This is a genomic window from Caulobacter sp. AP07 (assembly GCF_000281955.1).
In the GTDB taxonomy this organism is placed as follows: Bacteria; Pseudomonadota; Alphaproteobacteria; order Caulobacterales; family Caulobacteraceae; genus Caulobacter.
Genome location: NZ_AKKF01000234.1, coordinates 1 through 16,711, shown reverse-complemented (window position 1 = coordinate 16,711; position 16,711 = coordinate 1). Strand labels below are relative to the sequence as shown.

Here is a 16,711-nt window from a genome sequence, read left to right as displayed (position 1 = left end):
ACGCCAGCGCGTCGCCCTCGGATTTCGCCATTGCCCGCCACAACGTCGAAAGGCCGAACATGAAACCTGTCGCCTCCGGTCGAGGGCCGATCGCCCTGGCCGCCGTCTGCCTGTCGTCGCTGATGTTCGGCCTGGAGATCTCGAGCGTCCCGGCCATCCTGCCGACCCTGGAAAAGGTGCTGCACGCCGACTTCAAGCAACTGCAGTGGATTATGAACGCCTACACCCTGGCCGTGACCACGGTGCTGATGGCGACCGGGACCCTGGCCGACCGCTATGGGCGCAAGCGGGTGTTCCTGGTCGGCATCACGGCCTTTGGCCTGTCGTCGCTGGTCTGCGGCCTGGCGCAGGACGCCGTGCTGCTGATCGTCGCCCGGTTCCTGCAGGGCCTGAGCGGCGGGGCGATGCTGATCTGCCAGGTCGCCGTGCTGTCGCACCAGTTCCGCGAGGGGCGCGAGCGTGGCCAGGCGTTCGGCTGGTGGGGCGTGATCTTCGGGATCGGCCTGGGCTTCGGCCCCATCGTCGGCGGGGCGATCGTCGCCGTCGCCAACTGGCAGTGGGTGTTCCTGGCCCACGCGCCGCTGGCCGTCGTGACGTTGCTGCTGGCCTGGGGCGGGGTTCGGGAGTCGCGCGATCCACAGGCCGAGCGCCTGGACGTCGCCGGCGTCGTCACCCTGTCGCTGGCGGTGTTCTGCCTGGCCTATTTCATCACCCAGGGGCCCGGCCTCGGCTTCACCAGCCCCGCCGCCTTGGCGATCGCCGGCCTCGCGGTCGCCAGCTTCATCGCCTTCCTCGTCGCCGAGAAGATCAGCCCGCGCCCGATGTTCGACTTCTCGGTGTTCGGCGTCCGCGACTTCTCGGGCGCGCTGCTGGGCTCGATGGGCATGAACTTCAGCTTCTGGCCGTTCATGATCTACCTGCCGATCTACTTCCAGGCCGGCCTGGGCTATGGCAGCGTGACCGCCGGCCTGGCGCTGCTGGCCTATACCCTGCCCACCCTGGTCGTGCCGCCGCTGGCCGAGCGCCTGTCGCTGCGCTACCGGCCCGGCCTGGTCATTCCCGCCGGCCTGTTCACCATCGGCCTGGGCTTCATGCTGATGAGGCTGGGCGCCGCCGCCGATCACGCCAGTTGGCGGACCCTGCTGCCCGGCTGCGTGCTGGCCGGGATCGGCCTGGGCTTCACCAACACCACCGTCACCAACACCACGACCAGCGCCGTGCCGAACGAGCGCGCCGGCATGGCGTCGGGCATCGACATGAGCGCCCGGATGATCTCGCTGGCGGTCAATATCGCCCTGATGGGCTTCATCCTGGTCGAGGGGGTCCTGGCCCACCTGAGCAGCGTGCTGCCGGCGTCCTTCGGCGCCGAGCGGGCGCGGTCGATGGCCGAAGGCGTCGCCGCCGGAACCCTGGCGTCGGCGGGAGACGGCGTGTCCGGCGCGGTGGTGCACGCGGCGCTGGTCCAGGGCTTCGGCTGGGTGATGCTCTATGGCGGCGTCGGCGTCTGGATCCTGGCAGCGGCCAGCCTGGTTGTCTTCGGTCCTGGACCCGTGGCGGCGCCTAGTCCTCGTCGTCCAGGTCGAACGGCAGTTCGTCCTGATCGCCCCTAGGCGGACGGGCGGCCTTCGAGACCGGCTTGTAGGGTTTCTCGGCGAACGGCGACGGGTCGTCGTCCAGGTCGTCGTCCCACGGCGCCTCCATCGGATCGGCGGTGGTGTCGATCTCGTCGAACAGCGGGGCGGTGGCGGTGGGGCGGAGCGCGGTCGCCGTCACCGTCTCCAGTGCTGGCTGATAGGGCTTGGGGGGCGGCGCGGGGCGGGCGATTTCCGGCTCGGCCGGCGGACGGGCCTGGACGGTCGGCTGGGCCTTGGGGGCCAGGGGCCGCCGGACGATGGCGTCGGCGCGCAGCAGCCAGCGGTTGGCCTCCTGGATGGCGTCGGCCGGCGAGCGGGTCTCGCGTCGCTGCTGGTCGCCCTCCAGCCACAGCTCCAGCTCGAAATCCGGGTGGCGCGGGTCGTCGAAGATCAGCTTCAGGGTCACCTGGGCGGCCTGCTGGACGATCTGGTCGATGGCCCGGCGCTGCTCGCCCCGGAACACCCGGCCGATCACCTGGCCGTCGACCGACAGCTCGGCGCCCATCAACTCGTCGATGCGATAGAGCAGGCACCAAGCGCCGCTGTCCCAGGCGACGGCGGCCTGGTTGGTCGTGAAGTTGAAGCCCGCGCCGCGCCCCCGTCCCCGGGCGACGATCACCGTCTCCGGCGCGCCCTTCAGCACGTGGCGCAGGGCGCGGCGGATTCGGCGGTCCTCGTCCATGAACCAGATCGCGGCGCTGCCCAGGAACGTCACGGCCGAGGCCGAGATCGTCACCAACACCATGAGACGCCAGAGTTCACTCATGGGATCAGGCTAGCGAGAGTCCCTGTTTGGGGCCAGAGGGCGGCGCTACAGCGCCAGTTCGGCCACCACGGGAACATGGTCCGACGGCTTTTCCTTGTCGCGCTCGTCGCGGTGGATCGTCACCCCGGCCAGCTTGTCGGCGGCCTGCGGCGACAGCAGCAGATGGTCGATGCGGATGCCCAGGTTTCGCGGCCAGGCGCCGGCCTGGTAGTCCCAGAAGGTATAGCCGTGCGGCGCGCCGTCGGCCTGCATATAGGCGTCGACCAGGCCCAGGTTCTTCAGCGCCCGGAACGCGCCGCGGCTCTCGGGCTGGAACAGGGCGTCGCCCAGCCAGGCCTCGGGATTGGCCACGTCTTCGACCTCGGGGATGACGTTGTAGTCGCCGGCGATGACCAGCGGCTCCTCCAGGGCCAGCAGACCCTGGGCGTGAGCCTGGAGCCGGCGCATCCAGGCCAGCTTGTAGTCGAACTTCTCGGTGCCCAGCGGATTGCCGTTGGGCAGGTAGATGCCGGCGACGCGAACCGGGGTCGGGGCGGCGATCACCGCCTCGATGTAGCGCGACTGCTCGTCGACTTCGCCGTCATGCAGGAAGGGCAGGCCGCGCCGCACGTCCTCCAGCGGATATTTCGACAGCATGGCCACGCCGTTGTAGGTCTTCTGGCCATGGACGGCGACGTTATAGCCAAGCCGTTCGAAGGCCTCGGTGGGGAACTTCTCGTCGACGCACTTGATCTCCTGCAGCACCGCCACGTCGGGCGCGGCCGATTCGAACCAGGCCAGGACGTTCTCCAGGCGGGCGTTGACGGAATTGACGTTCCAGGTGGCGATGCGCATCGAGGGCTCCAGTCGGCGGCGGGAGGCTAGGGCGCATGGGCGGGCCGCTCAAGTCGGACGGCAGGATTTAACCGGGATGGGACTTGATGAAGTCGGCGATCGCCTCGGCCACGCCCGGCGCCAGCGGCAGCGACGGGTCGGCGTAGGTCGCCAGGTTGCCCGCCCGGTCGAGGGGTGCGACCTTGAGCAGGTGATTGACGCCGTCGAGCTCGACCAGACTGGCGTCGGGCCTCGCGCGCTTCAGCGCCTCGACGTTGTCCGGCGTGATCTGGATGTCGGTCTTGCCCTGCACGATCAGCACCGGACCCTTGTAGGCCTTCAGCAGCGTGGGCGGATCATAGGCGAAGACGGCCTTCAGGAACGGCTGCACCTGAGGGGCGAACAGCATCTGCAAGCCCTGGGGCAGGCCCGAGGCGTCAACGTCGCCGCCGGCCTCGAGCGTGGCAATGTTCTTCAGGCTCTGGTCCTGCAGGGGGCCCGGGGGCACGCCGGCCTTGAGCTGGCGGCGAAGGGTGTCGCTCAGCCGTTCGCCGGCCCCTGAGACCAGCACCAGGCCGCACAGGTCCTTGCCGGTCTGGCCGGCGACCTCGGCGACCAGGGCGCCTTCGCTGTGGCCGATCAGCCAGACGCAGGGCGCGCCCGTGCGCTTCTTCAGGTCGGCCGCCCAGGTGTTGGCGTCGGCGGCGAGGTCGGCGATGAACACCTTGTTGCCGTCGGCGGCCGCCGCGCCGCTGGCGAACTGGCCGCGCTTGTCCATGCGGACCGTGGTCACGCCCTGGGCGGCCAAGCCCTCGGCCAGCAGGCGATAGGTCGAGCCCTTCACGCCCAGCGGACTGTTGCCGTCGCGGTCGGTCGGACCCGAGCCAGGCAGGATCAAGGCGGCAGGGGCCTTGGCGCCGGCGGCCGGCGCCAGCATCGTGCCCTTCAGGGGGGCGGGGATTTCGACGAAGCTCTGGACCGGGGTCTCGACGCCCGCAGCGGCGGTTGCGGCCACGGCGGCGGCAAGGGCGATGGCGAGCATGGCGTGAATCCCCGGGCCCGGCTCGGGTGGGCCGGTGTTTGGTGAAGCCTAGCGTCGAAACCCTAGATTGAGAAGCTGACGCCGCAGCCGCAGCTGGACTTGGCGTTGGGGTTGCGCACCTTGAACTCGGCGCCGGCCAGTTCATCGACGAAATCGATCTCCGAGCCCTTCAGCAGGGCCAGCGAGATCACGTCGACCAGGGCCGCGGCCCCGTCGCGCTCGACCCGCAGGTCGTCGGCCTCGGCGGCGTCGACCAGGTCGAAGCGGTACTGGAAACCCGAGCAGCCGCCGCCGTCCACGGCGACGCGCAGCATCACCGGATGGCCCTCGGCCTCCGAGATCGTATGCAGCCGGCGGGCGGCGTTGGGAGAAAGCGTTACGGTGGTGTCGGTCATGGCTGTGGAAAACCCGTGCTTGGCCTATATGAGGGTGTCCGCGCCCCAGGGAAAGGGGGCGATCAGCAAAGGCCGCCTATGTCGTCGTCTCCGTTCCTCGTTCCGCGCGCCCCCTATGCCGAAGATCCGGCCAAGTCGCGGGGCCGCCGCTTCCCGGAAGACGAGAGCCGCACGCGCACCCCGTTCGCCCGCGACCGCGACCGCATCATCCACACTTCGGCCTTTCGGCGGCTGAAGGAAAAGACCCAGGTGTTCGTCGCCCACGAAGGCGACAACTTCCGCACCCGCCTGACCCATTCGCTGGAGGTGGCGCAGGTGGCGCGCTCGCTGGCCACGGCCCTGGGGCTGGATTCCGACCTGGCCGAGACCATCGCCCTGGGCCACGACATCGGCCATCCGCCGTTCGGCCACGCCGGCGAGGACGAGCTGCAGGCCAAGATGGCCCCCTATGGCGGCTTCGACCACAACGTCCAGACCTTCCGCGTCGTCACCGAACTGGAGCGCCGCTATCCGGACTTCGACGGCCTGAACCTGACCTGGGAGACCCTGGAAGGGATCATCAAGCACAACGGCCCGGTGACCGAGAAGCTGGGCAAGCCGTCCTGGAAGGCGATCTCCAAGTACGATGGCGAATACAAGCTGGGCCTCAACACCTGGGCCTCGGCCGAGGCCCAGGTCGCGGCCCTGGCCGACGACATCGCCTACAACAACCACGACGTCGACGACGGGGTCGAGGCGGGGCTGTTCACCCTGGACGAACTGATGGACGTGCCGCTGATCGGCCCGATCCTGGCCGCCGTGCGCAGCGAGCGCCCGGATCTCGACCTGCGCCTGACCCGGCTGGAGGCCGTGCGGCGGATGATCGGGGCGATGGTCGACGACGTGATGGGCGAGACCCTGAAGCGGGCCGCCGCCACCGGCGTGCAGACCGCCGACGAGGTGCGGGCCCTGGATCATGCCCTGGTCGCCTTCTCGCCGGACATGGCCGAGGACCTGGCCCGGCTGCGCCAGTTCCTGCACGCCCGGATGTACCGCCACTGGCGCGTCAATCGGACGCGAAGCCAGGCCCGCCGCATTCTGGCCGAGATGTTCAGCCTGTTCTTGGCCGAGCCCGACGTCCTGCCGTCGGAATGGTTCGCCCGGTCGCAGAATCGCGACGAGGCCGGCCGCGCCCGCGTGGTCTGCGACTACATCGCGGGCATGACCGACCGTTTCGCCATCGAAGAGCACCGGAAGTTGTTCCAGCTGGACGTCTGGAACTAAGCCGCGCGATAGCTGAGCTGGATGCCGACGACGGTGTCCGACGCGCTAAAGCAAAAGTGCGCTTTCGCCGGCGGTTCTGGGTAGGCTCGGGCTTCGATAAACTGCGGTCGCGCGCGTCTGATTCGTCCTGTCTGGGATGATCCGCGCGCTGGAATTCTGGAGCCTCGACGCGAATGTCCGATCCCCACCGCGGCGCCTATACGCCGCCCACCGATGCGCCGCTCTCGTTCGACGCGCGCCAACCGGTTCGCGGCTCGCGGCCCCTGCCCATGACCCTGATCCTCAGCGCCGTGGTTCTGGCCACGCTGGTGGTCGCGGTGCTGCTGATCTATCGCGGCGGCGTGCGGGGGGCCAACGAGCCGCCGCGCACGGTGGGCGAGCCCGTCGCCGCGATGAAGTCCGCGCCGCCGGCCGGCGCGACCCAGCCGACCGATCCAGCGGCCGGCCTGCAAATCTACAAGAACGAGACCCCCGAGGCCTCGCCGACCTTCGCCGCCCAGCCCGAGACGCCGCTGGCCCGTCCGGTCGCGCCGCCGCCGACCGCGCCGGTGCAGACCGCCACCCTGGCCCCGGCCAAGCCCGTCCCGACCGGTCCCAGCGCGCCGGTCTCGGCCGCGCCCGCCGCCAAGCCGCCGGCGGCCAAACCCCCAACGGCCAAGCCTTCGGCCGGTCAGCCGACCATCGAAGGCCTGGCCACCGCCGCCGTCTCGCCCCGACCCGCGCCGCTGGTCGCCAAGCCGGCGGTCGTCGCGACCAAGCCCGCGGTCGCCGCCTCGACCGGCGGTCCGGCCAGCGTGCAGATCGGCGCCCTGTCCTCGACCGCCCTGGCCGACAAGGCCTGGTCCGACGCCGCCCGCATCGCGCCGGGCCTGGCCGCCGGCAAGGGCAAGAGGGTCGAGGCGATCGACAAGAACGGCACGACCCTCTACCGCACCGCCGTCACCGGCTTTGCCAGCCGGGCCGACGCCAAGGCGTTCTGCGACGCCCTGAGCGCCGCCGGCAAATCCTGCTTCGTGAAGTAAGGGAGTCGGGCGCTTGGCCATTTCCGCCGCCATCCTCGGCTGCGCCGGGACCGCCCTGCTGGCGGAAGAGGCCGCCTTCTTCCGCGACGTGAAGCCGTGGGGCTTCATCCTTTTCCGGCGCAACATCGAGAGTCCGGACCAGGTGCGGGCCATGACCGCCGCCCTGCGGGCCACGGTGGGCCGGGACGACGCGCCGATCCTGATCGACCAGGAGGGCGGCCGCGTCGCCCGCCTGCAGCCGCCGCACTGGAAGACCTACCCGCCGGGCCGGGCCTATGGCTCCCTGGTGGCCAACGACCCGCTGGTGGCCCGCGAGATCACCCGCCTCGGCGCGCGCCTGATCGCCCACGACCTGACGTCGCTGGGCATCAATGTCGACTGCGTGCCGGTGCTGGACGTGCCCGACCCCAAGGGCCACGAGATCATCGGCGACCGCGCCTATGGCGACACCCCCGAACAGGTGGCGACCCTGGGCCGGGCGGCGGCCGAGGGCCTGCTGGCCGGCGGGGTGCTGCCGATCATCAAGCACATCCCCGGCCACGGCCGGGCGATGTCCGACAGCCACCTGGAGCTGCCGGTGGTCAAGGCCAAGCTGGCCGAGCTGGACGCCCGCGACTTCGCGCCGTTCCGCGTGCTGTCCGACATGCCGATGGCGATGACCGCCCACGTCGTCTACACGGCCATCGACCGCGGCCGCCCCGCCACCACCTCGCGCAAGGCCATCAAGAAGATCATTAGGGAATCCATCGGCTTCGACGGACTTCTGATGAGCGACGACCTGTCGATGAAGGCCCTGTCGGGCGACTTCAGGCAGCGCGCGAAGGACAGCCTGTCGGCCGGCTGCGACGTGGTCCTGCACTGCAACGGCGACATGGCCGAGATGAAGGCGGTGATGTCCGGCGTCGGCAAGCTGTCGCGCGAGGCCCGGCGCCGCGTGCAGGCGGTGATGTCGCGGATCGTCAAGGTGCCCGAGCCGCTCGACGTCGCCGAGGCCCGCGCCCGCTTCGACGCGGCGTTCAACGGACAGTTTGCGTGAGCACGGGCTTCCAGCCCACCCTCGACTTCGAGGCCGCCAACGCCGCGGCCGAAGACGGCGCGGCCCTGGTCATCGACATCGACGGCTACGAAGGCCCGCTGCACGTGCTGCTGGCCCTGGCGCGCAGCCAAAAGGTCGACCTGCTGCAGCTGTCGATCACCAAGCTGGCCGAGCAGTACCTGGCCTTCGTGCAGCAGGCCCGGCGCGTGCGCTTCTCGCTGGCCGCCGACTATCTGGTGATGGCCGCCTGGCTGGCCTATCTGAAGTCGCGCCTGCTGCTGCCCAAGCCCGAACGTCCCAAGGCCGAGGAGCCGCCGGCCGAGGAGATGGCCGCCCAGCTGGCCTTCCGCCTGGCCAAGCTGGACGTGATGCGCAAGGCCGTCGAGGCGTTGAAGGACCAGCCGATCCTCAAGCGTGACGTGTTCATGCGCGGCGACCCGGAGGCGGTGAAGATCGTCTCGTCCACCCGCTTCGAGGGCGACCTCTATGCCCTGATGACCGCCTACATCACCCAGCGCAAACGCGAGCACGGCCGCCACTACGCTCCGCGTCCGCCCCAGGCCTATCCGCTGGAGGACGCCCGCGACCGCCTGCGTGGCCTGCTGCCGGAAATGGCCGACTGGACGACCCTGTCGGGCGTCGCGCCGGTTGACCAGCACGAGGAAGACCCCGACGGCCCCAGCCCCGCCAGCTACCTGGCCTCGACCCTGGCCGCCAGCCTGGAGCTGGTGAAGGAGGGCGTTCTGGAGGCCCGGCAGATGCAGGCGTTCTCGGACATCTACCTGCGCACGCGGACCGAGCCGCTGGAGGCGCTGGCGTGACGAACACCTCCAAGGTCTTCCTCCTGTGGGGGAGGCGGCCCGAATGGGCCGGTGGGGGGAGCGCCCCCACCTTCGCAGGTTCCCCCCACCGATCGCTGCGCGATCGCCTCCCCCACAGGGGGAGGACCTGGGCATGACCATCGACCCTCTGTTCACCGAGCGCTGCATCGAGGCCCTGCTGTTCGCGGCGGCCGAGCCGCTGAGCGTCGCCGACCTGGCCAAGCGCCTGCCGGAGGGGGCCGACATCGAGCAGGGTCTGGCCGACCTGGCCGCGCGCTACGCCGGCCGAGGGATCGAGCTGGTGCAGGTGGCCGGCCGCTGGCGCTACCAGACCGCCGCCGACCTCGCCTTCCTGATGACCGAGGAGCGCGAGGAGCCGCGACGCCTCTCCAAGGCCGCCCAGGAGACCCTGGCGATCATCGCCTACCACCAGCCGGTGACCCGGGCCGAGATCGAGGCCGTGCGCGGCGTGCAGGCCAGCCGGGGCACGCTGGACGTGCTGCTGGAGCTGGGTCTGGTCAAGATGCGCGGCCGCCGCCGCACGCCGGGCCGTCCGGTGACGTTCGGCACCACCGACGCCTTCCTCGAGCACTACGGCCTGGCGACCCTGGCCGACCTGCCGGGCGTCGCCGAGATGCGCGCCGCCGGCCTGCTGTCGCTGGACCTGCCGCCCGGCTTTTCCGTGCCCGACCCGATGGGCCTGCGCCCCGGCGAGGACGAGGACCCGCTGGACGGCGACGAGGCGCCCGAATTCGCGCAGGATTTCCTGGGGGAAAGCTGAGGTCCGATAGCATTGGCCCCCCGCCGCGCGACGGCCTATATTGTCTGGGATATTGTAACGACACGCCGCACCGGCTAATGGGCCGCTGTCGCAAGGAGCATCGTCGTCATGGGTAGCATGAGCTGGATCCACTGGGTGATCGTGATCGCGGTCGTCGCCCTGCTGTTTGGCGGGCGCGGCAAGCTGTCCGGCATCATGGGCGACGCGGCCAAGGGCATCAAAGCTTTCAAGGACGGCCTGAAGGACGACACCTCCGACGAGGTCTCGGCCAACAAGTCGACGGGCGCCCTGCCGCGCACCGAAGCCGAAAAAGAAGACCTGCGTAAGTCGTAGGAGATTCGTCGCGCCGCCTTTCCCGTGCAGGGGAGGGCGGCCGTTTCACTTCGCGCGCTGGCCCCTGGCCGCTCGCTCTAAGGCGCGTCCATGCTCCCTGATATCGGCGGCACCGAACTCCTGGTCATCGCCGCGGTCGCTCTGATCGTGGTCGGGCCCAAGGACCTGCCCGTCCTGCTGCGCAAGCTCGGCCAGTTCGTCGCGCGTATCCGCGGCATGGCCAACGAATTCCGCGCCAGCTTCGACGAAATGGCCCGCCAGTCGGAGCTCGACGAGCTGCGCAAGGAGGTCCAGGCCATGCGCGAGGGGCAGTACACCGCCCCGATGCGCGACGCCGCCGCCCAGGCCGGCGACGCCAGCCATGTCGACCAGGTGTTCGCCGACATCGACGCCAGCCTCAACAGCGGCGCGGTGCAGGTCTCGCCGCACGCGGCCTACCAGGCCGCGGACCCGACGATCCACCTGCCGGAACCGACCGTCGAGATCGTCGCCAAGCCGGCCCGTAAGCCGCGCGCCGCCAAGCCCGCGCCGGCCCCGGCTGTCGAAATCGTCTCCAAGCCCAAGCGGGCCGCCGCCAAGGCCGACAAGACCGACGTCTCGGTTCCGGCCAAGTCGGCCCGCAAGCGCGCGCCAAAATCGGACATCGCCTCGTGACCAACGCCATCGGACACGATCCGGAAGACGAGATCGAGGCCTCGCGCGCCCCGCTGATGGACCACCTGATCGAGCTGCGCATGCGGCTGATCATCTGTGTCGTCGCCCTGTTCGTCGGCTTTGGCCTCTGCTTCGCCTTCGCCGACCAGATCTTCCTGTTTCTGGTCAAGCCGTTCACCGTGGCCCAGCAGCTGCTGGCCGCCCAGAAGGCGTCCGGCGGCCATCATGGTCCGTTCGACCTGCTGCTGGCCCTGGTGGGGCTGAAGGCCATCCCGACCGGCGACGTCAAGACGCTGGGCCTGGTCTATACGGCCGCCCTGGAATTCTTCTTCACCAAGCTGAAGTTGGCCGGGTTCGGGGCGGTGGTCCTGACCTTCCCGGTGCTGGCCTGGCAGCTGTACCGTTTCGTGGCCCCGGGCCTCTACAAGAACGAGCGCGGCGCGTTCCTGCCGTTCCTGCTGGCCTCGCCGCTGATGTTCATCCTGGGCGCGGCGCTGGTCTATTACGTCATGCTGCCGTTCGTGCTGTGGTTCTCGCTGAGCCAGCAGATCACCACGGCCGGCATCTCGATCCAGCTGCTGCCCAAGGTCAGCGACTACCTGACCCTGGTGACCACCCTGCTGCTGGCGTTCGGCCTGTGCTTCCAGCTGCCGGTGGTGGTGTCGCTGCTCGGCATGGCCGGCATCCTCTCCAGCAAGATGCTGCGCGAGGGCCGCCGCTACGCCATCGTCGGCGTGTTCATCGCCGCCGCCATCCTGACCCCGCCCGACCCGATCAGCCAGATGACTTTGGCGATCCCGATGTGCCTGCTCTACGAGATCTCGATCTGGTGCGTATGGCTGATCGAACGCCGCAAGGCCAAGGACGAGCGCGAAGCCGGCAAGGACGTGGTGGCGGTCTGATCTTCCTTCTCCCCTTGCGGGAGAAGATGGCGCGCAGCGCCGGATGAGGGGTCTCCCGAACGTCGGACGTCGTGCGCGACGCGGCGGCGCCCGCCATCGACCCCTCACCCGACCCGCTGCGCGGGCCACCCTCTCCCGCAAGGGGAGAGGGAAGAGTGTTGGCGCCCCCGCCGACGCGCCTTAGAGAGGTCCGTTCTCAACGACTTCTCCCTCGAGCGCTCCCGATGCACGACATCAAGGCCATCCGCGACAATCCCAACGCCTTCGAAGCCGCCTGGTCGGCCAAGGGCCGTTCGGGCGCGGCCGACCAGGCGGTCAAGCTGGACGCGGCCCTGCGCGCGGCCCAGACCGCCCTGCAGGAGGCCCAGGCCAAGCGCAACGAGGCCTCCAAGCTGATCGGCATGGCCAAGGCCAAGAAGGACGAGGCCGAAGCCGCCCGCCTGATGGCCGAGGTCGAGCACTTCAAGGAGGTCATGGCCTCGGCCGCCAGGACCGAGGCCGAGGTCGGCGGCGAGCTGCGCGACCTGCTGGCGGCCCTGCCCAACATCCCGGTCGCCGAGGTGCCGCCGGGCGAGGACGAGGCCGGCAATGTCGAGGTCCGTCGCTGGGGCGACGCGTCCAAACTGCCGGCCGGCCGCCTGAACGCGCCGAAAGACCACGTCGACCTCGGCGCGGCCCTCGGCGGCATGGACTTCGAAGCCGCCGCCCGGATGTCCGGCGCCCGCTTCGTGGTGCTGAAGGGCCAGATCGCTCGGCTGGAACGGGCGCTTGGGCAGTTCATGCTCGACCTGCAGACGGTGCAGAATGGCTACGTCGAGGTCAGTCCGCCGCTGCTGGTCAAGGACGAGGCGCTGTTCGGGACGGGACAGCTGCCGAAGTTCGCCGACGACCTGTTCAAGACGACGGTCGATCACTGGCTGATCCCCACCGCCGAAGTCTCGCTGACCAACATCGTGCGCGAGCAAATCACCGACGAGGCCGAACTGCCGCTGCGCATGACCGCCCTGACGCCGTCCTTCCGCTCGGAAGCCGGCGCCAGCGGCCGCGACACCCGCGGCATGATCCGCCAGCACCAGTTCTACAAGGTCGAACTGGTGTCGATCACCACGCCCGACCAGTCCAAGGCCGAGCACGAGCGCATGGTCGGTTGCGCCGAGGCGGTGCTGAAGGCGCTGGACCTGCCGTTCCGCACCATGCTGCTGTGCGCCGGCGACATGGGCTTCGGGGCCCGCAAGACCTACGACCTGGAGGTCTGGCTGCCGTCGCAGAACACCTATCGCGAGATCAGCTCGTGCTCCAACTGCGGCGACTTCCAGGCCCGGCGCATGGACGCCCGGTTCAAGAAGACCGGCGAGAAGGGCACGCACTACGTCCACACCCTCAACGGTTCGGGCCTGGCCGTCGGCCGCACCCTGGTGGCGGTGCTGGAAAACTATCAGGACGAGACCGGGCGGATCACGGTGCCGGACGTGCTGGTTCCGTACATGGGCGGGATCACTCATATCGGAGGCGCGGCGTGATCGTGGTCGCGAGCGTCGTTCCTTCTCCCCTTGTGGGAGAAGGTGGCCTGCGAAGCAGGTCGGATGAGGGGTTGAAGATCGTTTCAACCGCCTTCCTCGACCGCCAGCGCGCCCCCTCGTCCGTCAGCTTCGCTGACACCTTCTCCCGCAAGGGGAGAAGGGCAGGGGCGAACTGATGCGCATCCTCCTCACCAACGACGACGGCATCCATGCCGAGGGCCTGCAAAGCCTCGAGCGCATCGCCCGGGCGCTGTCCGACGACATCTGGATCTGCGCGCCGGAGTACGAGCAGTCGGGCGCCAGCCGGGCCCTGACCCTGGCCGATCCGATCCGAGTGCGCCGCATCGACCCGCGCCGCTTCGCCGTCGAGGGCACACCCACCGACTGCGTGGCCATGGCCGTGCAGGAGCTGATCGAGGGCGCCGCGCCCGACCTGGTGCTGTCGGGCGTCAACCGCGGCCAGAACATCGCCGAGGACGTCACCCTGTCGGGCACGGTGGCCGGCGCGATCGAGGGCATGGCCCTGGGCGTTCCGTCGATCGCCCTGTCGCAGTCGATGACTTTCGCCCACGATGAGATGATCATCCACTGGGCCACCGCCGAAGCCTACGGTCCGGGGATCATCCGCCGGCTGCTGGAGATCGGCTGGCCCAAGGACGTGATCATGAACGTCAATTTCCCGGCCCTTGCCCCCGAAGACGTCACCGAGGTGGAAGTCACCCGCCAGGGCTTCCGCGACTCGCACATGCGGCGCATGGAAAAGCGGACCGACCTGCGCGGTCGCGACTATTACTGGACCGGCTTCATCGCCAAGCCGTCCATCCCCGCGGAGGGCACCGACCTGAAAGCCGTCTATGACGGGCGCATCTCCGTCACGCCCCTGCACATTGACCTGACCCACAACGCCACGGTCGCGGCGATGAAGGGCCTGCTCGGCGGTTCGCCGCCCAAGGCGGAGCCCGCAAAGATGGAAACGGGGTCGTGATGGCCCAGGCCAGGAAGCCCGAAACGCCCGAGGCGCGCCTGCAGGCCCTGATGAAGGCCCTGCGCGCCCAGGGCGTCACCGACCCGGCCGTGCTGGCGGCCATCGAGAAGACCCCGCGCGACCTGTTCACGCCCGACCTGTTCAAGGAGCGCTCGTGGGAGGACTCGGCCCTGCCGATCGCCTGCGGCCAGACCATCAGCCAGCCGTTCATCGTCGGGCTGATGACCCAGGCCCTGACCCTGGAGCCGCGCTGCCGGGTGCTGGAGATCGGCACCGGCTCGGGCTACCAGACCGCCATCCTCAGCCGGGTTTCGCGGCTGGTCTACACGATCGAACGCTACCGGACCCTGATGAAGGAGGCCGAGGCGCGCTTCGCGACTCTTGGCCTGACCAACGTCATCACGAAATTTGGGGACGGTTGGGAAGGCTGGCCCAAACAGGCGCCGTTTGACCGTATTCTGGTCACGGCGGCGGCCCAGGATGAACCCGAAACTCTGCTTGCCCAGCTCAAGCCCCAGGGCGTCCTCGTGGCGCCGGTGGGCAAGGGCCCGGTGCAGAGCCTTCGCCGCTATGCCGGCGACGGCAAGGGGGGCTTCACGGTCGAAGTTCTGTGCGACGTGCGTTTCGTCCCGATCCTGGACGGCGTCGCCCGCGAATAGGCGGGTGGCGACGCCGGGGTCCCGTTCTCGGGTTCTCGGGACGGCGCGGGATGTTTAATGATTGATTTACCCTTGCGACGGCGTCTGGAGCCTCGCGAGGCAAAGGAGTGGCTATGCGGCAGTTGTGGACGCGCGCGGCGGTGATCGCCCTGACGGCTGGAACCCTCGCGGCCTGCGAAAGCACCGGCGGCGCGCAGTACCCCTCCCGTGACAGCGACGGGCGCTCGACGCCCAATTTCCCGATCGTCCAGGCCCCGCCGGCCGCCCAGCAGCCCGAAGGCCCGCCGGTCTCGGCCCAGGACGACGAGCCGCCCGCCAACCTGTCCTCGCCGCCCGGCAGCGTCGGCGTGTCGAGCCAGCCGCTGGCTCCGGTGACGCCCGCCGAGCCGCCGCCGCCGCCGCCTCCGCCGCCTGTCGAACATCGTCCGGCCCCGCCGCCGCGTCCGGTCGTGGTGACCACGGTCGGCGGCCAGGTCGTCTCGGTGACCGGCGCGCCCAAGACCTATACCGTCAAGTCCGGCGACAATATCGACGCCATCGCCCGTACCCTGGGCACCACCCGCGCCGACCTGGCCAAGGACAACGACCTCAAGTCGCCCTACCGGATCAAGCCGGGCCAGACGCTGCAGGGCCCGACCACCGACGCCAAGGCCTATGTGGTCCAGACCGGCGACACGATGTTTGCCATCGCCAAGCGCTTCTCGGTCTCCGCCGCGGCCCTGGCCGACGAGAACGACCTGAAGACCGGTTCCGCGATCAAGAAGGGCCAGAAGCTGCGCCTGCCGTCCGGCTACAAGGACAAGGGCCCGACCCGGAGCACGGTGCTGCAGCCGGTCGCCCAGGCTCCGGTTGGAACCTCGCCGATCGGAACCTCGTCGCCGACCCGTGCGCCGGTCCAGAATCCGCCGGCCTCCACGCCGCCGGCCTCGACGCCGTCGCGGATGACCGAAACGGTGTCCGAGCCGCCGCCGGCCCGGGCGACCAGCGTCACCACGACCAGCATCACCGGTTCCGTCGTCGAGGTCGCCGGCCCGCGCCGCACCTATACGGTCAAGTCGGGCGACGCGATCGACGCCATCGCCCGCGGCCTGGACACCACCCGCGCCGACCTGGTCAAGGACAACGACCTCAAGGCCCCATACCGCATCAAGCCCGGCCAGAAGCTCAAGGGCCCGGCGACCACGGCTAAGGCCTATGTCGCCAACAGCGGCGACAGCCTGGCCAACATCGCCAAGCGCTTCAACGTCAAGCCCGCCGCCCTGGCCGACGAGAACGACATCAAGGTCGGCTCGACGATCAAGAAGGGCCAGAAGCTGCGCCTGCCGTCCGGCTACAAGGACAAGGGTCCGCTGAAGACCACGGTCACCACGCAGCCGCCCGCGCCGCGCCCGACCCCGCAGCCGACCACCCCGGCGCCGATCTACAACCCGCCCGCGCCGACCCCGACCACCCCGGCGCCCTACACGCCGACCCCGTCGACGCCGCGTCCCTATACACCGCCGCCGGCCAGCAACTATCCGCGTCCCAGCGGCCCGGTTTCGGCCCAGCCGATCACCCCGCCGCCGTCCTCGGGCCAGATCATCGGCAGCAGCCCGCCGCCGACCGAGGCCGAGATCACCGCCGCCGGCCGCGGTCGCTTCGTCTGGCCGTTGCAGGGCGAGACGATCTCGAGCTTCGGCGCCAAGGGCACGGGCCAGCGCAACGACGGCGTCAACATCCGCGCCCCGTCAGGCACGCCGGTCCGCGCCGCCGCCGCCGGCGAGGTGGTCTATGCCGGCAACCAGGTGCCGGGCTTCGGCAATCTGGTGCTGGTCAAGCATGCCGACGGCTGGGTGACGGCCTATGCCCACCTGTCGTCCACCGAGGTGAAGATGCGCCAGCAGGTCTCGCAGGGCGCCACCCTGGGCTCGGTCGGCCAGACCGGCGGCGTCACCGAGCCGCAACTGCACTTCGAGGTCCGCTACGCCCCGACCCCGAAGGACAAGGCGCGTCCGGTCGATCCGGGCCTGGTGCTGCCGAAGTAATGCCTTTCCCTCTCCCCTTGCGGGAGAGGGTGGCCTCGCGAAGCGAGGTCGGGTGAGGGGT

Annotated in this window: 17 protein-coding genes; 13 read left to right on the top strand and 4 right to left on the bottom strand. The window is 69.9% G+C overall.

Annotation, left to right across the window (positions count from 1 at the left end):
• Window positions 1–59 precede the first annotated feature (59 nt).
• Window positions 60–1,610: an MFS transporter gene (locus PMI01_RS20740; RefSeq protein WP_007673662.1), complete on the top strand. Its 1,551-nt coding sequence runs from the start codon at window positions 60–62 to the stop codon at window positions 1,608–1,610.
• Here the strand turns inward: PMI01_RS20740 and PMI01_RS20735 are convergent.
• The 4 genes from PMI01_RS20735 to erpA form a co-directional block, all read right to left on the bottom strand.
• The gene (locus PMI01_RS20735; protein WP_035037528.1) at window positions 1,561–2,400 is read right to left on the bottom strand and encodes a hypothetical protein; all 840 of its coding nucleotides are present in this window, start codon (window positions 2,398–2,400) and stop codon (window positions 1,561–1,563) included. The two genes, PMI01_RS20740 and PMI01_RS20735, sit on opposite strands and share 50 nt — an antisense overlap.
• A 45-nt stretch (window positions 2,401–2,445) precedes the next feature.
• The gene (gene xth / locus PMI01_RS20730) at window positions 2,446–3,234 is read right to left on the bottom strand and encodes an exodeoxyribonuclease III (RefSeq protein WP_007673660.1); all 789 of its coding nucleotides are present in this window, start codon (window positions 3,232–3,234) and stop codon (window positions 2,446–2,448) included.
• 67 nt (window positions 3,235–3,301) lie between these two features.
• Window positions 3,302–4,255, bottom strand: coding sequence for an alpha/beta hydrolase (locus PMI01_RS20725; RefSeq protein ID WP_007673659.1), 954 nt, complete (start codon window positions 4,253–4,255; stop codon window positions 3,302–3,304).
• Window positions 4,256–4,317: 62 nt separating this feature from the next.
• Window positions 4,318–4,650, bottom strand: a complete 333-nt coding sequence (erpA, locus tag PMI01_RS20720; protein WP_007673658.1) for an iron-sulfur cluster insertion protein ErpA — start codon at window positions 4,648–4,650, stop codon at window positions 4,318–4,320.
• A 78-nt stretch (window positions 4,651–4,728) separates the two neighbouring features.
• Between erpA and PMI01_RS20715 the strand changes: the two genes are divergently transcribed.
• From PMI01_RS20715 to PMI01_RS20660, 12 genes are all read left to right on the top strand, one after another.
• Window positions 4,729–5,913: a deoxyguanosinetriphosphate triphosphohydrolase gene (locus tag PMI01_RS20715; protein WP_007673656.1), complete on the top strand. Its 1,185-nt coding sequence runs from the start codon at window positions 4,729–4,731 to the stop codon at window positions 5,911–5,913.
• 173 nt (window positions 5,914–6,086) lie between these two features.
• Window positions 6,087–6,935, top strand: coding sequence for a cell division protein FtsN (locus PMI01_RS20710; RefSeq protein WP_007673654.1), 849 nt, complete (start codon window positions 6,087–6,089; stop codon window positions 6,933–6,935).
• A gap of 13 nt (window positions 6,936–6,948) precedes the next feature.
• Window positions 6,949–7,971: a beta-N-acetylhexosaminidase gene (gene nagZ, locus PMI01_RS20705; RefSeq protein WP_007673652.1), complete on the top strand. Its 1,023-nt coding sequence runs from the start codon at window positions 6,949–6,951 to the stop codon at window positions 7,969–7,971.
• On the top strand, window positions 7,968–8,792 hold the full coding sequence (locus PMI01_RS20700) for a segregation and condensation protein A (protein ID WP_007673649.1): 825 nt from the start codon (window positions 7,968–7,970) through the stop codon (window positions 8,790–8,792). The genes nagZ and PMI01_RS20700 overlap by 4 nt, the downstream gene beginning before the upstream one ends.
• A 133-nt stretch (window positions 8,793–8,925) precedes the next feature.
• Window positions 8,926–9,573, top strand: a complete 648-nt coding sequence (scpB, locus tag PMI01_RS20695; RefSeq protein WP_007673646.1) for an SMC-Scp complex subunit ScpB — start codon at window positions 8,926–8,928, stop codon at window positions 9,571–9,573.
• A 108-nt stretch (window positions 9,574–9,681) separates the two neighbouring features.
• Window positions 9,682–9,906: a twin-arginine translocase TatA/TatE family subunit gene (locus PMI01_RS20690; RefSeq protein WP_007673643.1), complete on the top strand. Its 225-nt coding sequence runs from the start codon at window positions 9,682–9,684 to the stop codon at window positions 9,904–9,906.
• A 90-nt stretch (window positions 9,907–9,996) separates the two neighbouring features.
• On the top strand, window positions 9,997–10,560 hold the full coding sequence (gene tatB / locus PMI01_RS20685; RefSeq protein WP_007673640.1) for a Sec-independent protein translocase protein TatB: 564 nt from the start codon (window positions 9,997–9,999) through the stop codon (window positions 10,558–10,560).
• Entirely contained in the window at window positions 10,557–11,462 is a 906-nt protein-coding gene (tatC, locus tag PMI01_RS20680) for a twin-arginine translocase subunit TatC (RefSeq protein ID WP_007673637.1), read from the top strand. The genes tatB and tatC overlap by 4 nt, the downstream gene beginning before the upstream one ends.
• 224 nt (window positions 11,463–11,686) lie before the next feature.
• A complete protein-coding gene (gene serS, locus PMI01_RS20675) occupies window positions 11,687–12,982 on the top strand; it encodes a serine--tRNA ligase (RefSeq protein WP_007673634.1) in 1,296 nt (431 codons plus the stop codon).
• Window positions 12,983–13,157: 175 nt separating this feature from the next.
• The gene (gene surE / locus PMI01_RS20670; protein WP_007673627.1) at window positions 13,158–13,967 is read left to right on the top strand and encodes a 5'/3'-nucleotidase SurE; all 810 of its coding nucleotides are present in this window, start codon (window positions 13,158–13,160) and stop codon (window positions 13,965–13,967) included.
• Window positions 13,967–14,626 carry a protein-L-isoaspartate(D-aspartate) O-methyltransferase gene (locus tag PMI01_RS20665; RefSeq protein WP_007673623.1) on the top strand — a complete coding sequence of 220 codons (660 nt, stop codon included), beginning with the start codon at window positions 13,967–13,969 and terminating at the stop codon, window positions 14,624–14,626. Before surE ends, PMI01_RS20665 begins: the two co-directional genes overlap by 1 nt.
• A 113-nt stretch (window positions 14,627–14,739) precedes the next feature.
• Complete coding sequence (locus PMI01_RS20660) at window positions 14,740–16,650, top strand: cell division endopeptidase DipM (RefSeq protein WP_007673618.1); 1,911 nt, start codon at window positions 14,740–14,742, stop codon at window positions 16,648–16,650.
• Window positions 16,651–16,711: the final 61 nt, after the last annotated feature.

Coding starts and splice junctions, on each gene's coding strand:
- serS (WP_007673634.1), top strand. CDS start 11,687: ATGCACGACATCAAGGCCATCCGCGACAATCCCAACGCCTTCGAAGCC.
- PMI01_RS20710 (WP_007673654.1), top strand. CDS start 6,087: ATGTCCGATCCCCACCGCGGCGCCTATACGCCGCCCACCGATGCGCCG.
- PMI01_RS20660 (WP_007673618.1), top strand. CDS start 14,740: ATGCGGCAGTTGTGGACGCGCGCGGCGGTGATCGCCCTGACGGCTGGA.
- tatB (WP_007673640.1), top strand. CDS start 9,997: ATGCTCCCTGATATCGGCGGCACCGAACTCCTGGTCATCGCCGCGGTC.
- xth (WP_007673660.1), bottom strand. CDS start 3,234: ATGCGCATCGCCACCTGGAACGTCAATTCCGTCAACGCCCGCCTGGAG.
- erpA (WP_007673658.1), bottom strand. CDS start 4,650: ATGACCGACACCACCGTAACGCTTTCTCCCAACGCCGCCCGCCGGCTG.
- surE (WP_007673627.1), top strand. CDS start 13,158: ATGCGCATCCTCCTCACCAACGACGACGGCATCCATGCCGAGGGCCTG.
- PMI01_RS20725 (WP_007673659.1), bottom strand. CDS start 4,255: ATGCTCGCCATCGCCCTTGCCGCCGCCGTGGCCGCAACCGCCGCTGCG.
- PMI01_RS20665 (WP_007673623.1), top strand. CDS start 13,967: ATGGCCCAGGCCAGGAAGCCCGAAACGCCCGAGGCGCGCCTGCAGGCC.
- PMI01_RS20740 (WP_007673662.1), top strand. CDS start 60: ATGAAACCTGTCGCCTCCGGTCGAGGGCCGATCGCCCTGGCCGCCGTC.
- scpB (WP_007673646.1), top strand. CDS start 8,926: ATGACCATCGACCCTCTGTTCACCGAGCGCTGCATCGAGGCCCTGCTG.
- PMI01_RS20735 (WP_035037528.1), bottom strand. CDS start 2,400: ATGAGTGAACTCTGGCGTCTCATGGTGTTGGTGACGATCTCGGCCTCG.
- PMI01_RS20715 (WP_007673656.1), top strand. CDS start 4,729: ATGTCGTCGTCTCCGTTCCTCGTTCCGCGCGCCCCCTATGCCGAAGAT.
- PMI01_RS20690 (WP_007673643.1), top strand. CDS start 9,682: ATGGGTAGCATGAGCTGGATCCACTGGGTGATCGTGATCGCGGTCGTC.